The 24,220-nt window shown below is 60.9% G+C and carries 26 protein-coding genes and 3 pseudogenes; 14 read left to right on the plus strand and 15 right to left on the minus strand.

From position 1 onward, the window contains the following. Positions 1-136 precede the first annotated feature (136 nt). Positions 137-556 (minus strand): annotated as a pseudogene (locus LIX93_RS28710) (transposase); the annotation flags it as partial. A gap of 117 nt (positions 557-673) precedes the next feature. After that, positions 674-1,352 (minus strand): annotated as a pseudogene (locus LIX93_RS28715) (thermostable hemolysin). Between the two features lie 256 nt (positions 1,353-1,608). On the opposite strand from LIX93_RS28715, the gene LIX93_RS28720 reads away from it, so the two are divergent. The 10 genes and pseudogenes from LIX93_RS28720 to LIX93_RS28765 all read left to right on the plus strand — a co-directional run bounded on the left by LIX93_RS28720 (position 1,609) and on the right by LIX93_RS28765 (position 8,224). Then, positions 1,609-2,154: a cytochrome b gene (locus LIX93_RS28720; RefSeq protein WP_226507411.1), complete on the plus strand. Its 546-nt coding sequence runs from the start codon at positions 1,609-1,611 to the stop codon at positions 2,152-2,154. A 547-nt stretch (positions 2,155-2,701) separates the two neighbouring features. Next, positions 2,702-3,370, plus strand: a complete 669-nt coding sequence (locus LIX93_RS28725) for a response regulator transcription factor (RefSeq protein WP_226507412.1) — start codon at positions 2,702-2,704, stop codon at positions 3,368-3,370. A gap of 183 nt (positions 3,371-3,553) precedes the next feature. Then, positions 3,554-3,895 carry a metalloregulator ArsR/SmtB family transcription factor gene (locus tag LIX93_RS28730; protein ID WP_226507413.1) on the plus strand — a complete coding sequence of 114 codons (342 nt, stop codon included), beginning with the start codon at positions 3,554-3,556 and terminating at the stop codon, positions 3,893-3,895. Positions 3,896-3,934: 39 nt separating this feature from the next. Beyond that, the gene (locus LIX93_RS28735; RefSeq protein WP_226507414.1) at positions 3,935-5,218 is read left to right on the plus strand and encodes an arsenic transporter; all 1,284 of its coding nucleotides are present in this window, start codon (positions 3,935-3,937) and stop codon (positions 5,216-5,218) included. 16 nt (positions 5,219-5,234) lie between these two features. Next, positions 5,235-5,705 carry an arsenate reductase ArsC gene (locus LIX93_RS28740; protein ID WP_226507415.1) on the plus strand — a complete coding sequence of 157 codons (471 nt, stop codon included), beginning with the start codon at positions 5,235-5,237 and terminating at the stop codon, positions 5,703-5,705. Positions 5,706-5,752: 47 nt separating this feature from the next. Continuing rightward, positions 5,753-6,466, plus strand: a complete 714-nt coding sequence (gene arsH, locus LIX93_RS28745; protein ID WP_226507416.1) for an arsenical resistance protein ArsH — start codon at positions 5,753-5,755, stop codon at positions 6,464-6,466. Between the two features lie 468 nt (positions 6,467-6,934). Then, positions 6,935-7,156: pseudogene (locus LIX93_RS28750) on the plus strand (site-specific integrase); the annotation flags it as partial. A 2-nt stretch (positions 7,157-7,158) separates the two neighbouring features. Beyond that, positions 7,159-7,464: a hypothetical protein gene (locus tag LIX93_RS28755; protein WP_226507417.1), complete on the plus strand. Its 306-nt coding sequence runs from the start codon at positions 7,159-7,161 to the stop codon at positions 7,462-7,464. Then, entirely contained in the window at positions 7,465-7,890 is a 426-nt protein-coding gene (locus tag LIX93_RS28760) for a hypothetical protein (RefSeq protein WP_226507418.1), read from the plus strand. Positions 7,891-8,011: 121 nt separating this feature from the next. Then, positions 8,012-8,224 carry a hypothetical protein gene (locus LIX93_RS28765; RefSeq protein ID WP_226507419.1) on the plus strand — a complete coding sequence of 71 codons (213 nt, stop codon included), beginning with the start codon at positions 8,012-8,014 and terminating at the stop codon, positions 8,222-8,224. Between the two features lie 124 nt (positions 8,225-8,348). Here the strand turns inward: LIX93_RS28765 and LIX93_RS28770 are convergent, their stop codons facing one another. The 8 genes from LIX93_RS28770 to LIX93_RS28805 all read right to left on the minus strand — a co-directional run bounded on the left by LIX93_RS28770 (position 8,349) and on the right by LIX93_RS28805 (position 16,137). Further along, positions 8,349-9,533 (minus strand): extracellular solute-binding protein, encoded by a 1,185-nt coding sequence (locus LIX93_RS28770; RefSeq protein WP_226507420.1) that lies wholly within the window; start codon positions 9,531-9,533, stop codon positions 8,349-8,351. Continuing rightward, a complete protein-coding gene (locus LIX93_RS28775; RefSeq protein ID WP_226507421.1) occupies positions 9,530-10,519 on the minus strand; it encodes a GTP-binding protein in 990 nt (329 codons plus the stop codon). The genes LIX93_RS28770 and LIX93_RS28775 overlap by 4 nt, the downstream gene beginning before the upstream one ends. Further along, positions 10,516-10,815 (minus strand): hypothetical protein, encoded by a 300-nt coding sequence (locus LIX93_RS28780; RefSeq protein WP_226507422.1) that lies wholly within the window; start codon positions 10,813-10,815, stop codon positions 10,516-10,518. Before LIX93_RS28780 ends, LIX93_RS28775 begins: the two co-directional genes overlap by 4 nt. Before the next feature lie 58 nt (positions 10,816-10,873). Then, on the minus strand, positions 10,874-11,638 hold the full coding sequence (locus tag LIX93_RS28785; protein WP_226507423.1) for an SDR family NAD(P)-dependent oxidoreductase: 765 nt from the start codon (positions 11,636-11,638) through the stop codon (positions 10,874-10,876). Positions 11,639-11,653: 15 nt separating this feature from the next. Beyond that, positions 11,654-12,427, minus strand: coding sequence for an SDR family NAD(P)-dependent oxidoreductase (locus tag LIX93_RS28790; protein WP_226507424.1), 774 nt, complete (start codon positions 12,425-12,427; stop codon positions 11,654-11,656). A gap of 12 nt (positions 12,428-12,439) precedes the next feature. Continuing rightward, positions 12,440-13,798: an MFS transporter gene (locus tag LIX93_RS28795; protein WP_226507425.1), complete on the minus strand. Its 1,359-nt coding sequence runs from the start codon at positions 13,796-13,798 to the stop codon at positions 12,440-12,442. Between the two features lie 24 nt (positions 13,799-13,822). Further along, a complete protein-coding gene (locus LIX93_RS28800) occupies positions 13,823-14,704 on the minus strand; it encodes a polysaccharide deacetylase (RefSeq protein WP_226507426.1) in 882 nt (293 codons plus the stop codon). A 71-nt stretch (positions 14,705-14,775) separates the two neighbouring features. Beyond that, a complete protein-coding gene (locus tag LIX93_RS28805; protein ID WP_226507427.1) occupies positions 14,776-16,137 on the minus strand; it encodes an amidase in 1,362 nt (453 codons plus the stop codon). Between the two features lie 300 nt (positions 16,138-16,437). Here LIX93_RS28805 and LIX93_RS28810 point away from each other — a divergent pair, with 300 nt between their 5' ends. After that, the gene (locus LIX93_RS28810; protein ID WP_226507428.1) at positions 16,438-17,451 is read left to right on the plus strand and encodes a GntR family transcriptional regulator; all 1,014 of its coding nucleotides are present in this window, start codon (positions 16,438-16,440) and stop codon (positions 17,449-17,451) included. Positions 17,452-17,539: 88 nt separating this feature from the next. Here LIX93_RS28810 and LIX93_RS28815 read toward each other — a convergent pair whose 3' ends face one another. From LIX93_RS28815 to LIX93_RS28830, 4 genes are all read right to left on the minus strand, one after another. Further along, the gene (locus LIX93_RS28815; protein ID WP_226507429.1) at positions 17,540-18,253 is read right to left on the minus strand and encodes a GntR family transcriptional regulator; all 714 of its coding nucleotides are present in this window, start codon (positions 18,251-18,253) and stop codon (positions 17,540-17,542) included. Positions 18,254-18,406: 153 nt separating this feature from the next. Further along, the gene (locus LIX93_RS28820) at positions 18,407-19,063 is read right to left on the minus strand and encodes an amino acid ABC transporter permease (protein ID WP_226507430.1); all 657 of its coding nucleotides are present in this window, start codon (positions 19,061-19,063) and stop codon (positions 18,407-18,409) included. Continuing rightward, a complete protein-coding gene (locus LIX93_RS28825; RefSeq protein ID WP_275948765.1) occupies positions 19,060-19,866 on the minus strand; it encodes an amino acid ABC transporter ATP-binding protein in 807 nt (268 codons plus the stop codon). The genes LIX93_RS28820 and LIX93_RS28825 overlap by 4 nt, the downstream gene beginning before the upstream one ends. Before the next feature lie 4 nt (positions 19,867-19,870). Beyond that, positions 19,871-20,506, minus strand: coding sequence for an urea carboxylase-associated family protein (locus LIX93_RS28830; protein ID WP_226507431.1), 636 nt, complete (start codon positions 20,504-20,506; stop codon positions 19,871-19,873). A 137-nt stretch (positions 20,507-20,643) separates the two neighbouring features. Here LIX93_RS28830 and LIX93_RS28835 point away from each other — a divergent pair, with 137 nt between their 5' ends. Continuing rightward, positions 20,644-21,564 carry an NAD(P)-dependent oxidoreductase gene (locus LIX93_RS28835; protein ID WP_226507432.1) on the plus strand — a complete coding sequence of 307 codons (921 nt, stop codon included), beginning with the start codon at positions 20,644-20,646 and terminating at the stop codon, positions 21,562-21,564. A 19-nt stretch (positions 21,565-21,583) separates the two neighbouring features. On the opposite strand, the gene LIX93_RS28840 is transcribed toward LIX93_RS28835, so the two are convergent. Next, entirely contained in the window at positions 21,584-22,357 is a 774-nt protein-coding gene (locus LIX93_RS28840) for a 5-oxoprolinase subunit PxpA (RefSeq protein ID WP_226507433.1), read from the minus strand. A 169-nt stretch (positions 22,358-22,526) separates the two neighbouring features. Between LIX93_RS28840 and pxpB the strand changes: the two genes are divergently transcribed. Both pxpB and LIX93_RS28850 read left to right on the plus strand, forming a co-directional pair. Then, positions 22,527-23,258, plus strand: a complete 732-nt coding sequence (gene pxpB / locus LIX93_RS28845; protein WP_226507434.1) for a 5-oxoprolinase subunit PxpB — start codon at positions 22,527-22,529, stop codon at positions 23,256-23,258. After that, positions 23,255-24,220, plus strand: coding sequence for a biotin-dependent carboxyltransferase family protein (locus tag LIX93_RS28850; protein WP_226507435.1), 966 nt, complete (start codon positions 23,255-23,257; stop codon positions 24,218-24,220). The genes pxpB and LIX93_RS28850 overlap by 4 nt, the downstream gene beginning before the upstream one ends.

Below are 24,220 nucleotides of genomic sequence, written 5' to 3' on the forward strand. Positions count from 1 at the left end.
AGGATAAACGCAAGGCGGGTACCAGCCCTGCGCGAGCGGTGAAGAGCGTTTAAAAGCAGGCCGAGGGGGTCAGATTTCAGTTGGCGAAAAATGCAGTAAAGGGGTCAGTTTTGGGTTGGCGTTGACAGCGACTGTCCTGAGCGATGACTGAGCGCAACAACGCCGCCACCATGCTGCGCTGGCCCTTGCCGACGTGGTCCATCGCGTTGCGTATGAAATGCACCCGGCAGCGCTGCCAAGTTGCGTGAAAGACCTTGGCGACAGCCGCCTTCAGGGCTTCGTGAGCGTCAGAGATCACCAGCTTTACCCCGCGCAAACCGCGACGCATCAGACTGCGCAGGAAGTCCGTCCAGAACGGCTCAGCCTCGGAAGGTCCCACCCGCATGCCCAGAACTTCCCGACCGCCATTGGTGCTCACAGCCACGGCGATTATTACCGCGACCGAAACGATACGAACTGCCTCACGCACTTTAACGTAGGTGGCGTCGATCCAGAGGTACGGCCAGTCGCCCTCAAGGGGGCGATCCAGGAACGCATTGACGCGTTCATTGATCTCGCGCTGGTCGATTTCGACATCAAGTTGCGCGTAGGTGATCTGTGCATCGCCCCGCAGCGCAATCTGCTTGGGCTTTTGCGTCGACAGCTGCCGTAGCCGTGGCGGAAAGACTGAAGTTCAGGCGACATGGCAGGAACGCTCCAGAGAGGGCGGGAGGCCGAAGTATGCGAATACGCCGGATTGGCGCAAGTGCAGGAAACCGGAGCGAATATCGCCGACATGTACGTGGGGGACGCGTTTCGTAATAGTTGCCCCAGGCGTGACGTTCCTCACCCAGGCGCAAAGGGTCGGCAGGGCAGAGCGTCACCGGGCGCAGCCCCAGTCGGTTGAAACTATTGACCAGGGCCGAATTGCCGGTGAACGCGACCCATTCGAGTCCAGCCATCGCCAGCAACCAGGTCACGGTGATGATGCTCAAACGGGCACTGCCTAGATTGGCGGCGGCCAGGTTGCCGACTTCGACGATGCCCAGCCTGTCCACTGCTCGCGCTGATGTCGACTCGAGAGTGTGCTCCATCGGCTCATCCAAGTAGCGTTCCAGAAACAGGGGTTCGGAGATGGCTAAACGAATGCCGGCCACGGCTTGCAAGCTGCCTTCACTATCCTGCAAGCCGAAAAGTTCGGGCATGAACTGGCTTATCTGCGCTTTGTGGGCCTTGCGAAAACGTTCCTGGATAAAGGCTTCGAAGCGCTCGCGCGACGGATCCTGGGTTACGGCCCGCCTAAGTTCCAGCAACGGCGTATTGCTGTTTCCGAACCGCAGTGGCAAACAAAAATTCCAATTCAGCGCTTGCATAGGTGGCTGCCCCCTCGGTGGTGAGTGGGGCCAGTATCTGCAGACAATCTTAGGGAAGTCTGAAGGCGAATGATCCAGGCGCCGAATATCAGGCGCAGGAGCTCACAATGAGGGAACGTGTACTTACGGTTTGCAAACTGCTCGATCAGATCGAGGATATCCGAGCAGGCCGTCCCTCGCGCGGTTGCCATCTTCAGGAAGGGTTAAGAAACACCGGGCAGGCTTTACTCCATATTCACTTCACAGAGGCTTCTCCATGCCCACTGCCGCTACGGCGCAACGCTACAGCACATTGTCCATAAGCCTGCACTGGTTGATGTTGGTACTGTTTGTGGGCGTCTATGCCTGCATCGAACTCAAGGGCTTCATGCCTCGCGGCAGTATCGCCAGAAGCCTGCTGCTCGGAGTGCATGGGCTGCTGGGGCTGGGCATTTTCGCCTTGGTATGGATTCGTCTGCTCGGCAGGTTACGGCCTGCACCCGCTATCCTGCCGCAGCCACCAGCGTGGCAATGGGCGCTCTCTTTCCTGGTGCACGGTGCCCTGTATGTCCTGATGATTGGGACACCCATGCTGGCATGGCTGATGCTGTCCGCAGCTGGCAAACCGGTGCCTTACTTCGAATTCTATTTGCCGTCACCTCTGGCTATCGATCCTGACACTGCGCATTCGCTGAAGGAGTGGCATGAGTGGGCGGGTAACGCCGGTTATTGGCTGATCGGGCTACATGCGGTCGCAGGTCTTTTTCATCACTATTGGGTCAAAGACAACACCTTGAAGCGCATGCTGCCGTTGCGCCGATGAAGTAGGCGTATCGGCGCTAGCGGTGCCGACGCGATTAAAACGAACGTTTCCTCAGTTTTAAACTATGGTTCAAGCTGGACATGGAGCGAAGGGAGTTGCCGTGGTTGTCCGAATCCTAGCAGGGAACGTCTGGAAGTTTTCCGTTTTTGCTGGCCGCCAACCGCGCAGCGGGCTGCACTGGAAAACGGCAACACTTCAATGAAATGCATGATCATCTGGCTAGCGGTAGCCGCCGCCTGCGCGTTCTATGCGCAGTAGCGGCGCCGGCCAGGGGCCCTGTGGTTTTTGCGGGGGCTGATCCTTTCTTTCTTCGCGCTGTTCATGCTTTGGCTACTTGAGCCGATCGATGAAGCCGCCTCCAGAGCCGTGGCTAGCCGGCTGGGCATTTCGAGCAATCATCGACGGTGCTCCATGTGTTCTGGGGTTGTTGCCATCGACTCTCGATCCTGTACGCATTGCCACGTTGTGTTGTCGCCGCTGGCACACGACTGAACAGTGCAGGTTCACTCATCCCCACTACCCAATCCAGCGATAGGATCGAGACGCTATGCGTATTCTCGTGGTTGAAGATAGTCGAGACATACATGACAACCTGATCGAGTTCCTGACGCTCAAGGGTCACGAAGTGGAAGGGGCGCTCAGCGGGCTGGCTGGCTTGAACCTGGCCGCCAGCCGGCCGTTCGACGCGATCCTGCTCGACATCATGCTGCCAGGGATAGACGGCAATCAGATTTGCCACAGCCTCCGGCATCACTCACGTTCCAATGTGGCGATCGTGATGCTTAGTGCGCGTGACCAACTCGCGGATCGCTTGGCGGGTTTCGACGTAGGTGCTGACGACTACATCACCAAGCCTTTCGCCATGAGCGAGGCGCTGGCGCGTATGGAAGCAATCGTTAATCGACGAACTCACCGTGGTACCCGCGTCTTGAGGGTCGCTGATTTGCATTATGACCTGGACACCTACGAAGTCACGCGCGCGGGAAGGTCTTTGAAGCTCAATCCGACCAATCTGAAGATTCTCGATCTATTGATGCGCCGTAGCCCCGGGACTGTTCGGCGCCAGGAGCTGGAGGACTTGGTCTGGGGGCGGGACGTGCCGGCCAGCGACAGCCTGCGCAGCAATATCCATCTGCTGCGGCGGGTAATGGATAAGGACTTCGCCACTCCCTTGCTGCATACGGTGCACGGTACCGGTTACAAGCTCGCTGAGTGAGCCATGGTAATCAACTCAACGGCTCCATTCACACAGTAACCCCTGACGGTGCCCGCCCAGGGCAGTAGGCTGATAGATATCTGGGCGCGTTTTTATATCTGCTTTACCGGATATTCGCCGAAGCGTATATTCGAATTTTCGCATATCTACGTTGCGAAGAGTCTCCGATTCAATGGACGCGCTATGACACAGCCCATCACACCCACTGCCTTGTTCAAATGCCTGGCAGATGACACACGCAGCAAAATCACGTTGCTCATCGTGGCTCAGGGTGAGCTGTGCGTTTGTGAACTCACCGCTGCCCTTGACCTGAGCCAGCCCAAAATCTCTCGCCACCTTGCGTTGCTTCGTTCAGCCGGCTTGCTGATGGATCGCCGCCAAGGCCAGTGGGTTTACTACCGGCTGCATCCAGCGCTCCCAACCTGGGTAACTGCGCTGTTGAAAGATGTCGTGGACGCCAATCAGTGCTGGCTTGGGACCGAAACCACGCGCCTGTGCGGCATGGATGGTCGCCCTGACAACTAGGCCGTGTGCAGCTGATTTGCCTGCGAAGTGAGTTGCAAAATGCTGATTGCCCTATTGATCTTTATCGCCACCATCGTTCTGGTCATCTGGCAGCCTCGAGGGCTGGGCGTTGGCTGGAGCGCGACCTTTGGCGCCGTGCTCGCCCTGCTGACCGGCGTCGTCACGCTGGGGGATATTCCCGAGGTTTGGCATATCGTCTGGAATGCCACCGCCACCTTTATCGCCGTGATCATCATCAGCCTCTTGCTCGATGAGGCGGGCTTCTTCGAGTGGACGGCCTTGCATGTTGCACGCTGGGGGGCGGGCAATACGCGCAAGCTCTTCGCTTTTATCATCCTGCTGGGCGCCGTCGTATCGGCGTTATTCGCCAATGATGGTACGGCACTGATCCTCACGCCTATCGTGATCGCGATGTTATTGGCGTTGCGCTTCAGCCCTGCAGCTACCTTGGCGTTCGTCATGGCTGCGGGATTCATTGCCGATACCGCCAGCCTGCCACTGGTGGTTTCGAACCTGGTAAACATTGTCTCTGCGGACTACTTCAAGATAGGTTTCAGCGAATATGCATCTGTCATGGTGCCGGTCAACCTGGTAAGCGTGGCCGCGACGCTGATCATGCTGATGTGGTTCTTTCGCAAGGAATTGCCCAGGACTTATGACTTGGCGCAGTTGCACCGCCCGGAGGACGCGATTCGAGATCGCCCAACCTTCATCGCCGGTTGGTGGGTTCTGGCGGCGTTGCTGCTCGGCTTCTTCGTGATAGAGCCGCTGGGTGTTCCGATCAGCGCGATAGCAGCGGTGTGCGCATTCATCTTGTATGTGATCGCGGCTCGCGGGCCCGCCCTCGACACCGGCAAGGTGCTCAAGGGCGCTCCCTGGCAGGTGGTGATTTTTTCTCTGGGTATGTACCTGGTCATCTATGGGCTGAAAAACGCCGGCCTGACCGACCACATCGCGCAGATCCTCAACGTATTCGCCGGCCATGGCATCTGGGGCGCTTCTCTCGGCACGGGGCTGCTGACTGCGTTTCTGTCATCGATCATGAACAACATGCCGACCGTACTGGTGGGCGCGTTGTCAATTCAGGCGACTGGCACCGAAGGCGTCGTCCCGCAGGCCATGGTGTACGCCAATATCATCGGCTGCGACTTGGGTCCTAAGATCACGCCTATTGGCAGCCTGGCCACGCTGTTGTGGCTGCACGTGCTGGCCAAGAAAGGTATCAGGATCAGTTGGGGCTACTACTTCAAGACCGGGATCGTGCTGACCTTGCCCGTTCTCTTCGTCACTCTCTGCGCTCTGGCGTTGCGCCTGAGTTTCTGAATAAAGGAATTCACTGATGAAAGTCTTGTTCATGTGTACCCACAACAGCTGCCGCAGCATCCTTTGCGAGGCGCTGTTCAACCACTTGGCGCCTGAGGGCATTGAAGCTGTCAGTTCGGGGAGCTTTCCCAGTGGCCGGGTGAACCCACGTGCCTTGCAAACGCTTGAAGCGGCGGGAATCGCGACTGCGGGGTTGAGCAGCAAGGCGTCGGACGCCTTTGAGGGCTCTCCACCGGACGTTGTCATCACCGTCTGTGATCGGGCGGCGGGTGAAGCCTGCCCCATCTTCTTTGGACCGGCCTTGAAGGGGCATTGGGGCCTGGCAGATCCGTCGCAAGCAACGGGCTCGGAGCCGGAAATTACCGCTGCGTTTGCAGTCACCCTCAGGGAAATTCGTGAACGCGCCAGCGCCTTTCTCGAGCTGCCGCTGAAGACCATGAGCGCTGACAGGCTTGAAGCTGAACTCAGCCGTATTGGTAACCTTTAGCGGTCAACCGAGGTGGCATCCAGCCGGCGCCGTCGCAGGAGTTTGATATGCAAGAAACATTGCCGAATGTACACGACGATCTGATCCACATTCCCTCCCTGGAGCTTTTGGAGCCTCGTGGAGCATCGCTCCACAAACCCAGAATTCTGCTGCTCTACGGATCGACGCGGGAGCGCTCGTTCAGCCGTTTGGTCACTCAGGAGGCTGCCCGGCTCCTGGAAGTATTGGGCGCCGAAACGAGAATCTTCGATCCCTCAGGGCTGCCGCTACCGGATGATGCACCCGAGACTCATCCCGAGGTCGCGGAGCTGCGCGAGCTGATGCAGTGGTCGGAAGGACAAGTGTGGTGCTCTCCGGAGCGCCATGGCGCCATGAGCGCGGTATTCAAGGCACAGATCGATTGGGTTCCCCTGGCCATTGGCGCCGTGCGCCCCACGCAGGGCAAAACCCTTGCCGTCATGCAGGTATGTGGTGGCTCGCAGTCATTCAACGTGGTTAATCAACTGCGAGTGCTGGGGCGGTGGATGCGGATGTTCACCATCTCCAACCAGTCCTCGGTGGCCAAGGCCTTTACCGAATTCGACGAGGCCGGCCGCATGAAGTCTTCGTCCTATTACGACCGCTTGGTGGATGTGATGGAGGAGTTGATCAAATTCACGCTGCTGCTGCGTGATCGCCAGGATTACCTGGTTGATCGGTATTCTGAGCGTAAAGAGTCCGCTGGAGAACTGTCCAAGCGTGTCAATCAGCGTTCTATCTAGGTATTTTTCAACGCGGATTATTCAGATCAACAACATGATCCGAGCACTGGCGGCGATGGCTCCTGACTTCAAATCGGAACGTCCGGGTGATGGGACGGCTGGCTATACCGTTGGCGTCGCGGGGGTCAAGCATGGACAGAATTTGAAATAAAAGTGGTACAAAATTGGTAAGAGGAAAGCTTGGTTTTTGTGTTTTGATATTTAAATCAGACAGTTATAAAAGAGTTGCTCCCATCCATCATCGGTGCAACGCTGAAGCGGCGGGAGGGCTCAGGCCTTGTGTTCACTGGGTTTGAAGCTGATTTCGTATGCATTTTGGTCTGCGTATTTTTTACCATTTTCGGGCGTTTCGGGCGCTTTTTCATGTTGTTGGCACTACGTACCAACTGAACGAAGGGGTGGACCCATTCCATGGCCACTCTCGGAGCCCGCTAAGGAGCCGACGGTACAGTCAGCTATACCGCCCAGATCCGGATCAATCGCGATGGAGCGCAAGTCTATCAAGAGACGCAGACCTTCGCGCGGAAACAGGCCGCTCAAGCCTGGATTCGACGACGTGAGGCTGAGCTATACGAGCCTGATGCAATCGAGAAGGCAAACCGGGTAGGTGTGCCCTTGGCTGAAATCATCGACCGATACCTGGTGGAGGTTGAGAGAGCCCGCCCGTTAGGGAAGACCAAGCGTGCAACACGGTGGCAGTACTGTTCAACAACAATGCGGCTGTCCAGAACATCTACGAGAAACTGGAGAAATGCAGCCTCGGCCACCTGGCCGCCAAACTTGGTAACCAAGAAAACCGCGAGGACTTCTTCGCCGACCTGCCGGCGTGGCCATTGAGCGAGCTGGACTCTGCACCAACGCTGGATGAAATCCAGGCTCAGCTCGCGCATTTGAAACAGCACTTAGACGATCATAATCGGGCGGCGCAACTGCAGGTCGAACTTGACGAGCTGAACATCGAGCGGCGTTACCTGCAGCAATGGCAGACGGACAGTTGAGTGCAAGCCGTCGCCTCGCTGGACAAGTACGAACTGTCGCCGCACAAGAGCGCGGACTTAATGGCCTACCTGGCCTATCTAGGTGAGCAGCGCATCGGCCTCAAAGATCGCATTGAGCTGCTTTTCAACTTCAGAATTTTTCGCACCAAGCCGTTTATACAGGGGGACGCGCGCCTATCCGTTTTTCATGCCTTGCAAATGCATTACTACGATAAGGCGCTTCAGGACAAGGAAGCGGAGCTGCAGGCGTGCCGTGCGTCGCTGGCGCGTGGGAATTTTACGGCCTCACTGGAACAGTTGAAGACAGCGTCGATGCGCCACCTGAAGCAATACCTGCAGGAGTTGCCCTGTGTTTCAGATAGCTTCGATGCAAAAAACAACCGCAAACGGTTCGATGAAGAAGTACGCCGGCAAAACTGGCTATGAATGGTTGGTCGATACCACTCAGCCGCTGAATCTGATGCTGGAAATCGACGCGGCCTGGGTTTCCCGCGGCGGCCAGGATCCTGAGTGACTGATCAAACGCTATGTCGACCGCCTGTTCGCCTTGCACGCCAAGGATAATGCGGGCATCGAGGTCAGGGACGATGAAGCCAACTTCGCAACGCTGGGCGAGGTGCTGCTGGCCTGGCCGCAAATCATTGCCGCCGCGCAGAAGACCGGCAAGCCGCTTTACATCGTCGAGCATGACTTGCCCAAAGATCCCGCCGCAATCATCACGGTGGCAAAACAGAATTTGCAACATGACCTGAAACAGTGAGGGCGGCGGTAGCAAAGCACAGGTCCTGAGGGTCTTCCCCAATGCCCCAATGCCCCAATGCCCTAATGCCCGCATGCCGCAGCCATGCTCGCCGCACAGCTGGGGACTTCACCGCTCGGGCAGTCTAGCGATTACCCGAGCGCAAGAAGTCCGCCCAGCGCCTGACCAGGTAGTTGTGTTCGTCCATCACCGAGTTCCAGACGCTGATGTGGCCCATGCGTTGGGCATAGGAACCACCTTCCCGACACAGGCCAACGTCAATCAACGGCAAGCCATCGCTACCGGGCAGTTCCTCGCGCGCTGGCTTGCCGTCATACCAGTAATCCCATTCGGCCGCGCTCAAATGGTCCCGTGCGCGCAACGGATTGGAGATATAGAACCCTTGTCGGGCCATGACCGCGCCGGGCCAGCCCGCCAGCCACCAGTTCAGGTACGCATAGGCCGCATCACGTACGCGGCCCTGTGCGCAGCGCGACAGCGACAGGCCGCCGAACCAGGCGCGGTAACCTTCCTTGGGCACCGCCAGGCGATACTGCACGCCAGCGCGGTGCAATTGCATGAGGGTGGGCGACCACAGGCTCTGGATATCGATACGCGGTTGCAACATCAACTCGCCGGCCTCCTGCCCATCGGACCAGAACCCGGCAAAGTGTCCGTGGCGCTGTTTTTCTATCAACACCTTGGCCAGGCGGTCGATTTCATCCAGATCAAGGTTGCCGATATTGTTGAAGCTGGCCAAACCCGCTGCCTGTACCGCGAGGGCCGCATCGAGGGCGCCGATCGATGCGTCGCTCTGCAAGGCGATGCGTCCACACCATTGTTCATCCACCAGCCACGACCAGCTCTCCTCGGCACCCGCCAGGCCCGCCGGCAGGCGCTCCGGGCGATAGGCGAAACTGTCGGCATTGTGGGTGAGGGGCAGCATGCTGATGAACTCGCCAGGACGGTTGCCCAGATTGCCATCGTGCTGCACGAACAGGCGATCGCACGGCAGGCTGCCGGTGGCCAGGCGGTCGTCGGGGTTCAAGCGCCCACGTTTGGGTAGGTCGTTGATTTCTTCCCACAGCGCCAGGCGGCGGGTGTCGATGGGTTGTATCGCGCGTGCCGGCCAGACCAGGTCGACGTTATGAAACCATTGGTCGTAGAGGTCGTAGCTGTCCGGGTGCATGACGGCGATGCGTTGGGCCTGCTGCACTTCATGAATCTGATAGACCAGGCGGATCCCCAGTTCCTCTTCGGCGCGCTGGCGGATGGATTCGATCAGCGTGACCGAGGTGCCAAGTACTCGCAGGGTGATGGGTTCGCTCATGCGGCCAGGCCCGGCGGTTGTAGAAAGGCGGCGAACGAGCGGCGCAGCAGGTCGGGGTCCAGGCCGCGAACGATGAACACCAGCCGCGAGCCGCGCTCGCCAGTGGGCCAGCGGGGCAAGTGCAGTGGGGCGTGCAGGCAATGCTGGACGCCATGAATGACGATGGGTTGTTCGCTGTTGATCACTTCGAGGATGCCTTTGACTCGCAAAATTCGCTCACCATGGCATCTTAGCAGCATGGAAAGCCACACGCCGAAGGCCATCCAGTCCAGCGGCTCGTCGAGGCTCAGGCAACACACCTGCGCCTCGCTGTGGCGCAGGCTATCGACCGGTTTGAGCAACTGCCAGCGGGCGACTTCAGCCTCTATCCTGGCGCCGCCAAGCCCCTCGCCCCACAGCAGTTCGTCGCCACCGCCCACGTCGCGGCTTAGCCGCTGCGGGGCATCGCCGTTGAGCTGCATGAGCCGCTCGCGCAACTGCTCCAGCACGTCGCCAGGGACCAGATCGTCCTTGCTCAGCAACAAGCGATCGGCGGCAGCGACCTGCGCCAGCCACTCCGGGTGCAGGCGTTCCTGCAGTTCGGCGTGCAAGGCATCGACCACGGTAATCATCAAGCCCAGATGGTAATGACCGCGCAGATTGGCGTCCTTGGCCAAGGTCGCGAGGATGGGCGCTGGGTCGGCCAGGCCGGTGGTTTCCAGCAACACCCGACGAAAGGCCGGCAGCTCACCGCGCTGGCGGCGCCCTTCAAGCGTGAGCAGTGCGGCCTTGAGGTCGCCGCGCACCGAGCAGCACACGCAACCGCTGGGCAGCAGTATCGCGTCGGGGGCTATTGCTTCGATCAGCAGATGGTCCAGGCCGACTTCGCCGAACTCGTTGATCAGCACCACGGTATCGCCCAGTGCCTGGTCACTGAGCAAGCGCTTGAGCAGGGTGGTCTTGCCGCTGCCGAGGAAGCCGGTGATGACGTTCAGCGGGATACTCATCGATGGGTCTCCAGATGTTCCAGCACGCGCAGATCAAGCGGGTCCACAGCGCGGCCGAGAATGGCGCCGGCCTTGCTCCAGAGTTCATCCAGGCCGCTGGCCATTTCCTGGCGTCCGGTAGCGCCAAGCAGCAGGTAGGCCGAGCCCTGAAAATCACTGACCGTCAGGCGGAAGGGGGCGAGGACACGATTGATCGCGGTGATCCGTCGCAAGCGCTCCCGACGGCGTGGCAAGGTGTCGCCCAGGGGGTCGCTCCAATGAATGTCTTCGCCTAGCAGGCCACAGAGTCCACACATGTTGATTGCCTTTTGCAGAGTGCGCCGGCCGTTGCTGACCCGGCGCGCAGTCGTTCGGTCAGGGCATTACGTCGCCGGAGTTGGGTCCCAGGGTCTGGCCGACGAACAGGTTGCCGCCCGGCTCGCTGGCGAGCAGCACGGCAATCGGCGCAACCTCTTCGGCCAAGCCGAACCGCCCCAGAGGCAGCTCCTTGGCCTTGGCAGTTTTCCAGTCCGGGCTCAGGCCGTCCACCAGTGTGGTAGTGATCGGTCCAGGGGCAATGGCGTTGACCAGTACGTTGTCCTTGGACACTTCCAGCGCAAGCGACTTGGTAAAGCCGATCACGCCGGCCTTGGCCGCAGCATAGTGCGTCAGGTCTGCGCCGCCCTTGATGCCCAGTTGCGAGGCGACGTTGATGATCCGCCCCCAGCGCTGCGCAAGCATGTGCGGCAGGGCACGCTGGCTGGCGATGAAGACGCTGGTGAGGTCGACGCGCAGCATGTCGTCCCACATCTCCTGAGTCAGGTCGATGCACTTGGCCTGGGTCAGCATACCGGCGTTGTTGACCAGAATATCGATACCGCCGAAGGCCTGCACGCAGGCGTCCACGCCGGCTTGGGCACCACTGCGCGTACCGACGTCGGCAATGCATTCATGCACCGTCGAACCCAGCGCGCGGCAAGTGGCGGCCACGTCTTGCAGCGCGGCGCCGTTGCGGTCGGCCAGCACCAGGCTGGCACCCGCCTGTGCGTAAGCCATGGCAATGGCCGCGCCGATACCGCTGGCGGCACCGGTGATCACGGCGCGGCGCCCGGCGAGCGGGGTAGCAAGGGTTCTTTGCATAGGGTTCTCCATCGGTCAATCCGGCCAGCGAACGGTGAGGCCACCGTCGACGATGATGCTTTGCCCGGTGAGGTAACTGGCCTCGGTCGATGTCAGAAAGGCCACCAGCGCCGCGACCTCATCGGCGCGGCCGACGCGGCCCAGGGGAATGCTGCGCGCGGCCTTGGCCAGGCCTTCGGGGCCAAGCGAATTTTTCGCATCGAGCGACTGTGGGGTTTCGATCAGCCCCGGGATCACCGCGTTGCAGCGGATGCCCCGAGGTGCCAGCTCCACCGCCAGCGATCGGCACAGCCCCGGCACGCCGGCCTTGGCAGCGGCGTAGTGCGAGTGGTCCTGCCAGCCATATACGCCGCCGGCAATGGACGAAATGGCGACCATCGCGCCACCGTCGCCCATATGGCGCGCGGCCGCGCGGAAGGTCCGCATGACCCCGGTCAGATCGACGTTGAGCAGTTCATTCCAGCGCTCGTCGGTCATCTCCAGCAGCGGCGCGGCGCGCAACAGGCCGGCGTTGGCGACGGCGTAATCAAGGCGGCCGAAATGTTCCATGGCAGCAGCGGCCAGGGCGTCGACCGATGTGGTATCGGTCACATCCAGCGGCAGCATGATGCACTCGCCACCTGTCGCGGCAACGCGCTTCAAGGTATCTTGATGGTCGTGCGGGTCAGCCGGAAAATAGCCGCCCACCACCCGTACACCGCGTTGGGCATAGGTCACGGCCAACGCCTGGCCGATACCACTGGCAGCGCCAGTCACCAACGCCACGGGAAGGTTGTGTGAATCAGTCATTCGCGTCTCCAGTCATTTAACGCTGTCAGGGGCGACGTGACGGGCGGCCAGCATCACCAACCCGGACAGAAAGCACGGCACTGCGCCAAACCAGATGGCCGCGCTGTACCACTCGCCACCCGCCGTCAACACGCCGGTGATGCCCAGCCCGGCCGACACGGCGCCGATCGGCCCCATGGCATGGACGATGGCACCGCCGGTAGCGCGGATACTGGTAGGGAAGCTTTCGCTCATGAAGAACAGCAGCGCCGAGTAAGGCCCGTTGAGAAAAAACAGCCCCACGCTGTACAGGGTGACCACGGTGACCAGATCACTCGGGCCATAGATCATCGCGGCGAAGGCCACGCCACCACACATCCAGCCCAGGGCCACGGTGTTGCGTCGACCGATGCGATCGCCCAGCCAGCCGTGGAACAGGTAGCCGCAGAAACCCACCAGGTTGGACAACACCAGGATCCACAGCGAGTTCTGGAATGACACATGGTGAACACTGACGATCACCGAGGTGCCCAGTACGCTGAATACCTGGATGGCGGACCAATTCAGCAGCAGCGCGATGCTCAGCACCAGGGTGGCGCGCAACGCCGGACCACGAAAGGCGGCTGCGATGCCGGCCTTGGCGTGCTCGTGATAATCCACGCCGTGGGTGTTGGCCAGCAGCTGAGCTTGGGCTTCATGGCCGGCCTTGCGCAGTTGAGCGATGCGCAGATGCACCTGGAACTGCGGGCTTTCCTTGAGCTTGCGGGCCAGGAACGCCACCACGAAGGCCGGAATGGCGGCAAACACGAAGCAGCCCTGCCAGCCGATCTGGGGCAGCAGCAACGCTGTCAGGCCCGCCGCAATCAGCGCACCGACTGGCCAGCCGCTCTGTACCAGGCTGTAGATGAAGCCACGGCGCTTGATCAGTTTGGGATCGGTGGACGCGGCGTAGATCTCGGTCAGGTAGGTCGCGTTGACGCCTTCCTCGGCATAGCCCAGGCCCGCCACCGAACGCACGCCGATCAGCGCGCCCTTGCCCATACCGGCCGTGAAGGCGGTCAGCAACGAGCACAGCGCCGAGCCGGTCACGGTAAAGATGATCCCCGCGCGCCGCCCCAGTCGATCGACCACTGGCCCGACCGCGAAGGCCACCACGGCCCCTCCCAACGCTACCCAGGTGGCGATCTCGGCCTGGGTGGCCTGGTTCCAGTTGAAGTGCTCACCCATGACCGGCAGCAGGGTGCCGAACAGGATGAAGTCATAGACCGCGAATACCCAGGCGAAGAAAGCGATCCAGGTCGCGTATTTGACGTCACCCGACGTCAGGTACTGGGGTTGCCAGTCAGCGCTGAGCGCGGGTTGGGAGTCTAAAACAGCGGTGGGCGTAGTCATGGTCAATCCTCGGCGGGATAAAGGTCAGCGCTGGCGGGGTTGGCGTTTGATGAAGTCGTCGGCGATTTCATCCATGGTCACGAAGCGCACACCGGCATGGCCTTGCATGTGCTCGATAAAGCGTTCGAGCATCAACAGCACCTGTGGGCGACCGGAGACATCGGGGTGGATGGTGATCGGGAACACGGCGTAGTCATGTTCGCGGTAGACCCAGTCGAACTGATCGCGCCACATTTCTTCCAGATGACGCGGGTTGACGAAGCCGTGGCTGTTCGGCGATTTCTTGATGAACATCATCGGTGGCAGGTCGTCGAGGTACCAGTTGGCCGGGATTTCGACCAGGTCGGTTTCTTCGCCGCGCACCAGTGGTTTCATCCAGGTGTCGGGGTGCTGGCTGTAGTCGATCTTGGTCCAGGTATCACCAACTCGCACGTAGTAGGGGCTGAAGTCGTTGTGCATCAGGCTGTGGTCGTACTTGATGCCTTTTTTCAGCAGCAACTCGTTGCTGACGCGGCTGAATTCCCACCAGGGCGCGACGTAACCGGTGGGGCGACGGCCCGTCAGTTCGGTGATCAACGCGATGGACTTGTCGAGGACGATCTCCTCCTGCTCGGCGGTCATGGCGATCGGATTTTCATGGCTGTAGCCATGGATGCCGACTTCGTGGCCCGCCTCGGCGACGGCCTTCATCTGCTCGGGGAAGGTTTCTACCGAGTGGCCGGGGATGAACCAGGTGGTGCGCAGATCGTATTTCTTGAACAGCTTGAGCAGGCGCGGTGCACCGACTTCGCCGGCGAACATGCCGCGGGAGATATCGTCCGGCGAATCTTCGCCGCCGTACGAACCGAGCCAGCCAGCCACCGCGTCGACGTCGACGCCGATCGATACCAGAATTTCTTTAGCCATGCTTGCATCCTCGTCCCGGCGTATTGCTGGCAAACGCCTGGGCCGGGTCCCGGGCGTTTGAATTCAGGCGGTCAGGGGTGTTGCTTGAGCAATGTTTCCACGGCCAGCGCGGCGCGCAGTACAGCGATGTCGTTGCCGCTGCACGCGGCGAGCAGCAGGCCGGTGGGTAGCCCATCGCCGTCGACGCCGCTGGGCAGCGTCACCCCTGGCATGTCCAGCAGGCTGCCGGGCATGGTCAAGCGCAACGTGGCCAGATTGGTGCTGGCGAACAGTTCGTCATCGCTTTGCAGCGGCTCGAGCAAGTGGGCGACATGGGCGACGGTAGGGGTGATCAACAAGGCGCCGTCGAGTTCGCTGTGCAACTGCGCCTGCAATAGCCCGCGCTGCTCGTACAGCCGCAATTGGCGACTGGCCGGCATCGAGCGGGCGGCTTCGAGGCGCCGACGCACGCGGGGGTCGAGTCCGGCCGCGTCGGCACTGTCGAGCAGTCGCTCGTGGGAGGCGAACGCCTCTGCGGCACCAAGCCAGCCTTGCTGGGCGATGCAGTCCAGCGCCGATTGCCATGCCCGCAGCGGGCGGCGATCGATGTGCGCGCCGGCGCTGCCCAGGCGTTGCAGGCAGTGCTCCAGGTTGTCGCGCACTGCCGGTTGCACGCGGGGATCGTTCAGCGTGGCTTCGTCGACCCGCAGTCGCAGGCCGCGCAGGTCGGCGGTGTCAAGGTTCATATGGGTGTGGGTGAACAGTTGGTCGAGGGCGATGGCGTCCCGCACGCTGCGCGTGATCGGCCCCAAGGCGTCGAGCGAGCGGGCCAGCCCGAAGACTCCGGCGAAGCCATATCTTTTGCGGCTGCTGCGGTAGCCGACCAAGCCGTTGAAGGCGGCCGGGATGCGAATCGACCCCGCTGTATCCGTCCCCATTGCAATGGGCACGACACCTGCCGCCACGGCAATGGCCGAACCGCTGGACGATCCGCCCGGTGCCCGTGGCGCTGCAGAAAAACGCGGGTTGACCGGCGTCCCGAAATGCGGGTTCAGGCCCAACCCCGAGTAGGCCAGTTCGCTCAGGTTTGTCTTGCCGAGGCTGACCATGCCGGCCTGAGCGAGTCTGCTCACCAGGGCCGCATCTTGCGGCGCGGTCTCCGCATGGCGGCGGATGGCGGCTCCGGCGGTGGTGACCATGCCCTTCATGTCGAACAGGTCTTTCCAGGCGATTGGCACACCATCAAGCGCAGACAAGGGGCCGTGGTCCAGCCAGCGCCGGCGCGCTGCCTCGGCTTCGCGTCGGCCGCGACCTTGAGTCAGTGCGATAAAGGCATGTTCTGCCACTGGCAAGCGCTCCAGCGCGGCTTCAAACGCCTCGACGGGATCGGTTTGGCCGGTGGCATAGGCATGAGCCAGGTCGTGACCATCGGCGGTGGCGAAATCGAATGGCATGAAGCGCTCCAAAAAACGTATATCAACAAATGTATATTTGCTACATAGATACGTTTTATGTAGCAGGCATCGTGCCAAGCGGTTGGGCAGCAGAGATCATGCATTGGCAATCGCGGGACAGAGCGGTTCGTTAAAATATGATGCGCGCTGTTAACAAATGTATATATTTAATAAATAACCATCTGTGCGCAGAAAAGTAACACGCTTGCTACTTCTGGCCCCACTTTGGTGCTGAGGGTCGACGCTCCGTCGTCCCGCAGGTGTGAGAGAATTTCCCCACTACAGTAGGGATGGCAGCCGATGCTGGTCGAAGAAGACGCCGTAACTGACGAAAACCGCAGTGCCCCTCGCTACGAACTGATCCGCAGTGCTTTGCGTGACGCGATAATCCAGGGCCTCGCCGAGCCTGGGCTGGTGCTGGTGGAAGGGCCGTTGGCGCAGCTGTTCGCGACCAGTCGCGTACCGGTGCGCCAAGCGTTGACCCTGCTGCATGAAGAGGGGCTGATCAGTCGTTTCGAAGGCCGCGGCTACCTGATCAATCCCGAGGGGCTGGACCTGCCTGCCCAGCGCTTGCCCTTGACTCGGCAGTTGCTGGGTCTGGAAACCCATGAAGAGCTGATCGACCTGCGCCCACTGGGCGAGCGGGTGTATGACGACATCGCCGCGTGTGTATCAACGGTGATGGTGTTCGGGCATTACCGCCTGGATGAACAGCGGGCCGCCGAATATCTGGGGGTGAGCCGCAGCGTGGTGCGCGAAGCCCTGTTGCGTCTGCGTGACCGCGGCCTGGTCGAAAAGGAACCCTATGCCCAGTGGCTGGCGGGGCCGTTGACGGCGCGCGAAATCAGCGATGACTATGAACTGCGCGCTTTGCTCGAACCGCAGGCCTTGCAGCAGACGGCTGCCCAGCTGTCGCATCCGCAATTGCAGGCCATGCTCGAGCGCATCGCGCAGTTGCAGGGGGATGCAGCCAACGCGACGCGTGAGGCGGTCGATCAACTGGAGCGGGATCTGCACCAGCATTGCCTGGGCGGCCTGCGCAACCGCAAGATGGCGGTGCTGATTCAGCAATGTCAGAGCCCGATGAACGTCAGCCGCATCTTTCATGATGCATTGGGAATGGGCGTTGACGAGGCCACATTGATTGAGCACCGGTTGGTCATCGAAGCCTTGCTGCATGGCAATGTCGACTCGGCGGCGCTCAGTCTGCGTGATCATTTGTTGCGCGCCCGGGATCGAACGCTGCAACGTCTCAAAGTATTGTCGGTACTGCCCGAGCCTGACCTGCCGCCTTATCTGACGCGTCTGAGTTGAGCGCCAGTCGTGTAGTCGTCGACCCTTAGCCCGACAAACTTCAAATTGCACCCGCATTCCCTGGCGCTGGTCGCGCAATGCCGACGGATCAAAGCTGGCTGAAGCGACTGATGATGCCTTGGCGAACGCTGTCGATGTGCGCCGCAGCGGCGCTTTGCGCAGTGTTCGCATCGCCAGAGCGCAGCGCCGCGATGATCGCCAGATGCTCCTGATAACCGACCTTCAATGCTTGCACGATCGCCAGGTGCTCATGATGAGCACTTTCAAAACGTTCTGGCGCGACACTCAGGTTGAACATGCGGGTTTTCAAGCGCAGCGTTTCAATGTACTGGGTCAGCAGCAGGTTGCCGCTGTAATGGGAGATCATCTGGTGCAGCTTGCTGTCGACGATCCAGTCTTCCTCGGCGTCGGGCACTTCGGCGGCAAGCAGATGCCGCACGCTGGCTTCCATCTCGTCGAGCTCGGCGGCGGGCACGCGACCTGCGGCCAAGCGCGCGGCTTCAGCCTCCAGCGTACGGCGCACGTGCAGCGTTTCGATCAATTCGCGGATTGAAAACTGCCGGACCACCAAGGTACGCCCGGCGGTTCGACTGATCATGCCTTCATTTTCCAGCCGAGTGAGGGCATCGCGCACCGGGGTACGGGAGATATTCAGCAACTCGGCGAGCCTGCGCTCCTGCAGCACGGTGTTGGCGGGCAGCTCGCGGCTGATGAGCATCTGCAGCATGGCGTCATACGCCTTGGCGCTGAGGTTCTGTTCCCGCTCACCGAGGAAGTCGGCCGTGGATTTGATCGGTTCCATGAGTCACTTCACACAATGGCTATCGGAAAAAGTGGATCGGCGGCCGATCAGTGCGAGCGGCCGCCAATTAACGTGCGGATTTTACGCTGTGTCGCTCATCGCGCGATAGCACGCGGCCCCACTTGAGCGGTGATGGCTGCCCACTCAACGCGCTTAGCTCAAACGCGTCTGACGGCGCTCCATCCAGGACGCCATCTGCGTCAGCAGCGTGGTCAGGACCAGGTAGATCAGCGCCGTGGCAATGAAAAACTGGAACGGGCGGAAGGTCGTGGAAATAATGGTCTGTGCATACATCGTCAGGTCGACCACGGTGATGGTGGACAGTAGCGACGTATTCTTCAGCGCGGAAATGGCCTCGTTGGTCAGCGGCGGCAGGATGATCCGGAACACCTGAGGCAGGACGATGCGCACCATGGTTTCCGGATGACTCATGCCCAGCGCTTGCGACGACTCGAATTGGCCCTGGGGAATCGCCAGCAATCCAGAGCGAATGATTTCTGCCACGTAGGCACCGCTATTCAGGCCCAGCGCGATCACGCCAGCCATGAACGGTGAAGGGTTGAGCCCCAGTTGCGGCAGCCCGAAGTAGATGATGAACACCTGAATCAATGCCGGCGTGCCGCGGATGAACCACACATAGAAGCTGGCGATTGCCCGCAGCCCGCCGAATTTGGAACGTTTGCCCAGCACCGCCAGCAAGCCGAACACCCAGCTCAGGACGATGGTCGCCAAGGTAATCAGCAGGACCAGCCAGGCGGCTTCCATGAAGCCGGCGCCGTAAAGAACAATGTCGCTGTACAACTGATTCATCGCGGTTGCTCCAGGGCTGACGGAGTGATGTCTTCACGCAGGATGCGCTTGAGAAACTGGCGCAGGCGCTCGTTCTTCGGGTTGCGCAGCACTTCTTCAGGGGGGCCGTCCTCGGCGATGCAGCCTTGATCGAAATACAGCACGCGGCTGGCGACATCGCGGGCGAAGGCAATTTCGTGGGTTACCAGCAGCATGTTCATGCCTTCGGCAGCCAGAGCGGCAATCAACGCCAGCACTTCGCCGACCAGTTCAGGGTCGAGCGCCGAGGTGGCTTCGTCGAACAACATCACCTTGGGCTTCATCGCCAGCGCACGGGCAATCGCGACGCGCTGCTGCTGGCCACCGGACAACTTGCCGGGATATTGGTGGCACTTGTCGAACAGCCCAACTTTGGTCAGCAGCGCTTCGCCTTCCTCGATGGCCTGCGCTCTGGGGATTTTCAGCACGCGCATCGGCGCTTCGATGACGTTTTGCAGCACGGTCTTGTGCGGCCACAGGTTGTAGCTCTGGAAGACCATGCCTATCTGGGCACGCAAGGCGCGTAATTGATCGGGGGTTGGCTGGGCTCGGGCCCCGTCGCGAAAATCGAACGAGAAATCCTCAAACTCCATGAACCCTTCCTGGGGCATTTCCATGACGTTCAGGCAGCGTAGAAAGGTGCTTTTACCGGACCCGCTGGCGCCGATGATCGAAACCACTTCACCCGGGTAGACATCCAAAGCGACGTTCTTTAGCACATGCAGATCGCCGTAGCTTTTGCTCAGTTCCTTGATGCGCAGCATCGGTTTGACGGCTTGGTTCATGGGGTCATTCCTGAGCGCGAAGAGGTTGGATGACCCAGGCGATGTCGCTGGGCTGACGTTCGGCGCCGTTGATCGGCGTGATGTCCTGCGGGCAGGCCGAGAGCACCACCAGCACGTCCATTTCAGCGAGCAGGGTGACGCTGTCGCCGGGCTTTGAACGTGGCGGCACGCGCTGCACGCTGCCGTCATCGGCCACTGGAATGTTCATGAACAGGTTCAGCGACGCGGGCGTGTAACTGCAGGCGACTCCCCGCTCGGCGAGTGCCTCGTGAAAGTTGTCGGTGCAGCTACGGTGATAGTCGGTGCAGCCCAACTCTTGGTAAATAGCGCTATTGCACGGGCACAGCAGGGTGTCATGGCGACCGGGCGAAGTGTCTTCGATCAGCGTGAGCATGGGCCGGCGCAGGTTGCTGACCAGTGTCATGTCTGTTTCAAAGAATATATTGCTGTTGATCGAGCGGGTATGTTCCAAGGCACCGCACTCGCTAGAGTCCAGAAGGTTGACGGCCCAGGTGTCGACCACCTGACTGCCATGCAGGTTGGTGATCCGGATGGCCTCTCCCTTGTACAGCTCGATGGCGGTCCCTCGTGTCGCCTTGAGGATCTGCTGTGAATCATCGTCGGGCGTTAAGCGGGGCATGGCGTCCTCTCTGGCGGGAACGAATCGCAGAAGGCGTTCAGTTCTGGTAGATTCTCGGTATACCCGTGGAATGCAAGGTAAATGCCACCGCGCTATTCCCAGCCACATCCTGTGAGGGCGCCATGAAGCAGTGTCTGATGCCGCAACCTATTCACCCCAGTGGTATCGAGATATTGCGTACTGCGGGCCTGGAGCCCTTGATCGGTGAGCAGGCCTGCGCACACGCCGATCCAGAGCAGGTCGTGGCGGGCATTTTTCGCAGCGATCGGTTCGGCCGCCCGGAGATGGCGCGCTTCAAGCATCTGCGCGTCATCGGAGTGCACGGCTCAGGATTCGACAATATCGACCTGACGGCCGCACGGGACTTCAACATTGCGGTGTTCAACACTCCCGGACGCAACGCCCGCTCTGTAGCCGAACACGCGCTGACCCTGATGCTTGCGCTGAGCAAACAGTTGCTGCAAAGCGATCAGGCCGCGCGGGCCGGGGACATGGCATTCAGGTTCCGGGCGCAGTTGCGCGAGTTGCACGGGCAGACACTGGGGCTGGTCGGTTTTGGCGCAATCGGCAGGGCAACCGGGTCGCTGGCGCTGGCGTTGGGTATGCAGGTTCAGGTGTTGGCGCGCAGCGCCACGTGCGAACAATTGGCGGCTTTGGGCATGGGGCGGGTCGAGAGCCTGAAGGGGCTGCTCAACAGCAGCGATATCGTTTCACTGCACGTGCCCAGCGTGCCGCAAACCAACCACCTTATCGGCGCCCAGCAGTTGCGGGAAATGAAGCCGACCGCGTTGTTGATCAACACCGGCCGTGCGCCGCTGATCGATGAGGCTGCCTTGATCGAGGCGTTGCAGTCGGGCGTCATCGCCGGCGCAGGGCTGGATGTCTATGCCTTCGACAGCATGGCGGCCGACTATCCGCTGTTGCACCTGCCCAATGTTCTGCTGACCCCCCATACCGGCGCTTCCACCGAGCAATCACTGATCCGCATGGCCAGCGCAGTGACCCGAGGCGTGTTGCATGTATTGGCCGGCGGGGAGCCGCAGGATCGTCTGGCCTAGCGTGGTACGCGGCGCCGGGTCATTGGCCAATCACCGTGGCCATGGGTGCGATTCTCACGCCGGCCGCTTCCAGCAGGGAGCGTAAATGCTGCGCCATGCGGGTCGCACCGGGGGTGTCGCCATGCACGCAGACGGTGTCGATGCGTACCGGCATCCGCGTGCCGTCAACGGTGGTGATAGATTGCTCTTCAATCATGCGCAGCACGCGGGCGGCGGCTATTTCGCTGTCGTGGATCACCGCCCCCGGCGCGTTGCGCGACACCAGATTGCCATTGGCGGCGTAAGCGCGGTCCGCGTAGATTTCCCGCGCCATGCGCAGGCCCAGCTGCTCGCCCGCACGCTCGGTTTCAAGGCCGGGCATCACCACGAAGATCAACGCTGGGTCCACCGCCTTGATGGCCCGCGCCACGGCCAGCGCCAGCTCAGGGTCTTCATTGGCCATGTTGCCCAGCGCACCGTGGGCCTTGACGTGTTGCAAGGGCAGTCCCGCAGCGGCCGCGAGCGCTTTGAACGCGCCGATCTGGTAGATGATCTGGCGTTCGATCTGTGCCGGGCTGTCACCGCGTATCTGCCGACGACCGAAGCCGTGCAGATCGAAAAAGCTGGGATGGGCACCCACCGCCACTCCCTTGTGACGGGCCATGGCAGCGGTGTCGAACATGATGTCCGGATCACCTGCGTGGAAGCCGCACGCGATGTTGGCGGAGCTGACGAGGTCGAGCATTGCGCTGTCGTCGCCCATTTTCCAAGCGCCAAAGCCTTCACCCATGTCGCAGTTCAAGTCGATCAGCATGCGTTCACCTGTGGGACGATCAGCGTCATCGTGGTCAAGTCGAACCCGCTGGATATGCCGGGCCCAGTGGCTGAAAAATCCAGCATTCGCGCTGGCTTTAGTCATGTCATATTGACAGAATACTTCTGGTATTCCAAAAGCATTCCAACGTATCACGGGGAGCCTCGCAGTGAACACCGAAGAGCCGGAATCGTCTGTGCGCATTGCACCCATCGCTGATCATGCGCTGTACATCGACTTCGGTGAAGTGATCGATGCAGTGGTCAACCAGCGCGTCACGGCATTGGCAAAGCATGTTGCCGCAGCCTGTATAGACGGGGTCACGGGCTTGATTCCCACCTACCGGGCGCTGACCGTGGCGTATGACTGCAGGCGGATTCGCCAGGCACGGCTGCGTGGGCGCATCGAGGAGCTGTTGGCCGAGCCCGACGTCGGCGCCGATCCGGTGCGCAGTTGGCAGGTTCCGGTGGCTTACGGGGGCGACCACGGTATTGATCTGCACTGGCTATGCGACCTGCACCACCTCGATCCTCAAGACCTCATACGCCTGCACAGCGCGGTGACGTATCGCGTCTACATGATCGGCTTCATGCCAGGCTTCGCTTATCTGGGTGGGCTCGACGAGCGCCTGCACACCTCGCGCCGCGAATCTGCACGACTTAACGTCCCGGCAGGCTCGGTCAGCATCGGCGGCATGCAAACGGCTGTCGCCTCAGTCGAAGCCCCCAGCGGCTGGCATCTGATCGGGCGAACGCCGGCGCGCAGTTTCGAGCCATCGCGCGAGCAGCCTTTTCTGTTCGGCGCGGGCGATGAGATTCGGTTTTTCGCCATCGGCGTGGATGAGTTCGACGATCTCTGCGCTCAACCTGATTACCTCCCGCACTGGACGTGGCGCACATGAGCACGCTGCACGTATTGAACCCTGGGCTGCTGACGACCTTGCAGGATCATGGCCGCAGCGGTTATGAGGACCGCGGAGTACCACCTTCAGGTGCGCTGGATGAATTGAGCTTTGCCATTGCCAATGCCCTGGTCGGCAACCAGTCGGGCACCGGGGCGCTGGAGTTCACGTTGCTGGGCGGGCAATTTCAGGTCGGACAGGGGGGGTGTGTCATCGCGGTCACGGGGGACATGCAGGTATTCATCGATGATCAGCCCGTCGCCTCCTATCAGTGCCACGTGCTGCAGTCCCACGCAGTGCTCAAGGTAGGCCGCGCGCTCAGCGGCGCGCGAGGGTATCTGGCGGTTGCCGGCGGGTTTGCCGCCGAGCCGGTACTGGGCAGCGTCTCGACTTTGTTGCGCGGTGCGCTGGGTGGTTTTGCCGGTCGTGCGCTGGTCAAAGGTGACGACCTGCCGTTGGCTGCGCCCTCGCAATATCTGCCAGTGGCCGCCCGTGCACCTGGGCAGCGCCTGTGGCCGCAACGCGAACGCCTGCCGCTGCGCGTGGTATTGGGGCCGCAGCAGGCATATTTCAGCCCCGAGCAAATCAGCCGCTTCCTCAGCGAATCCTTTCAGGTCTCGGGCCAGAGCGATCGCATGGGCTACCGCCTGACCGGGCCAGGGATCACTCACCTCAAGGGGTTCAATATCGTCTCGGATGCCATCAGTACCGGCAGCGTCCAGATCCCCGGCAGTGGCCACCCGATCATCGCCATGCATGACCGACAAACCACCGGTGGCTATCCTAAAATCGCCACGGTGATTCGTGCGGACCTCGCGCGGTTGGGGCAATTCAAGCCCGGGGATTGGCTCAGCTTCAGCGAAGTGTCGGTCGAAGACGCCGAAGACCTGTGGTGTGAGCGACAAGCACTGCTCGGCGCTTATCTGGACGAGCTGTCGCTGCGCTATGGACGTCGGCGTTGA

It is taken from the genome of Pseudomonas sp. MWU16-30317 (genome assembly GCF_020515695.1).
In the GTDB taxonomy this organism is placed as follows: domain Bacteria; phylum Pseudomonadota; class Gammaproteobacteria; order Pseudomonadales; family Pseudomonadaceae; genus Aquipseudomonas.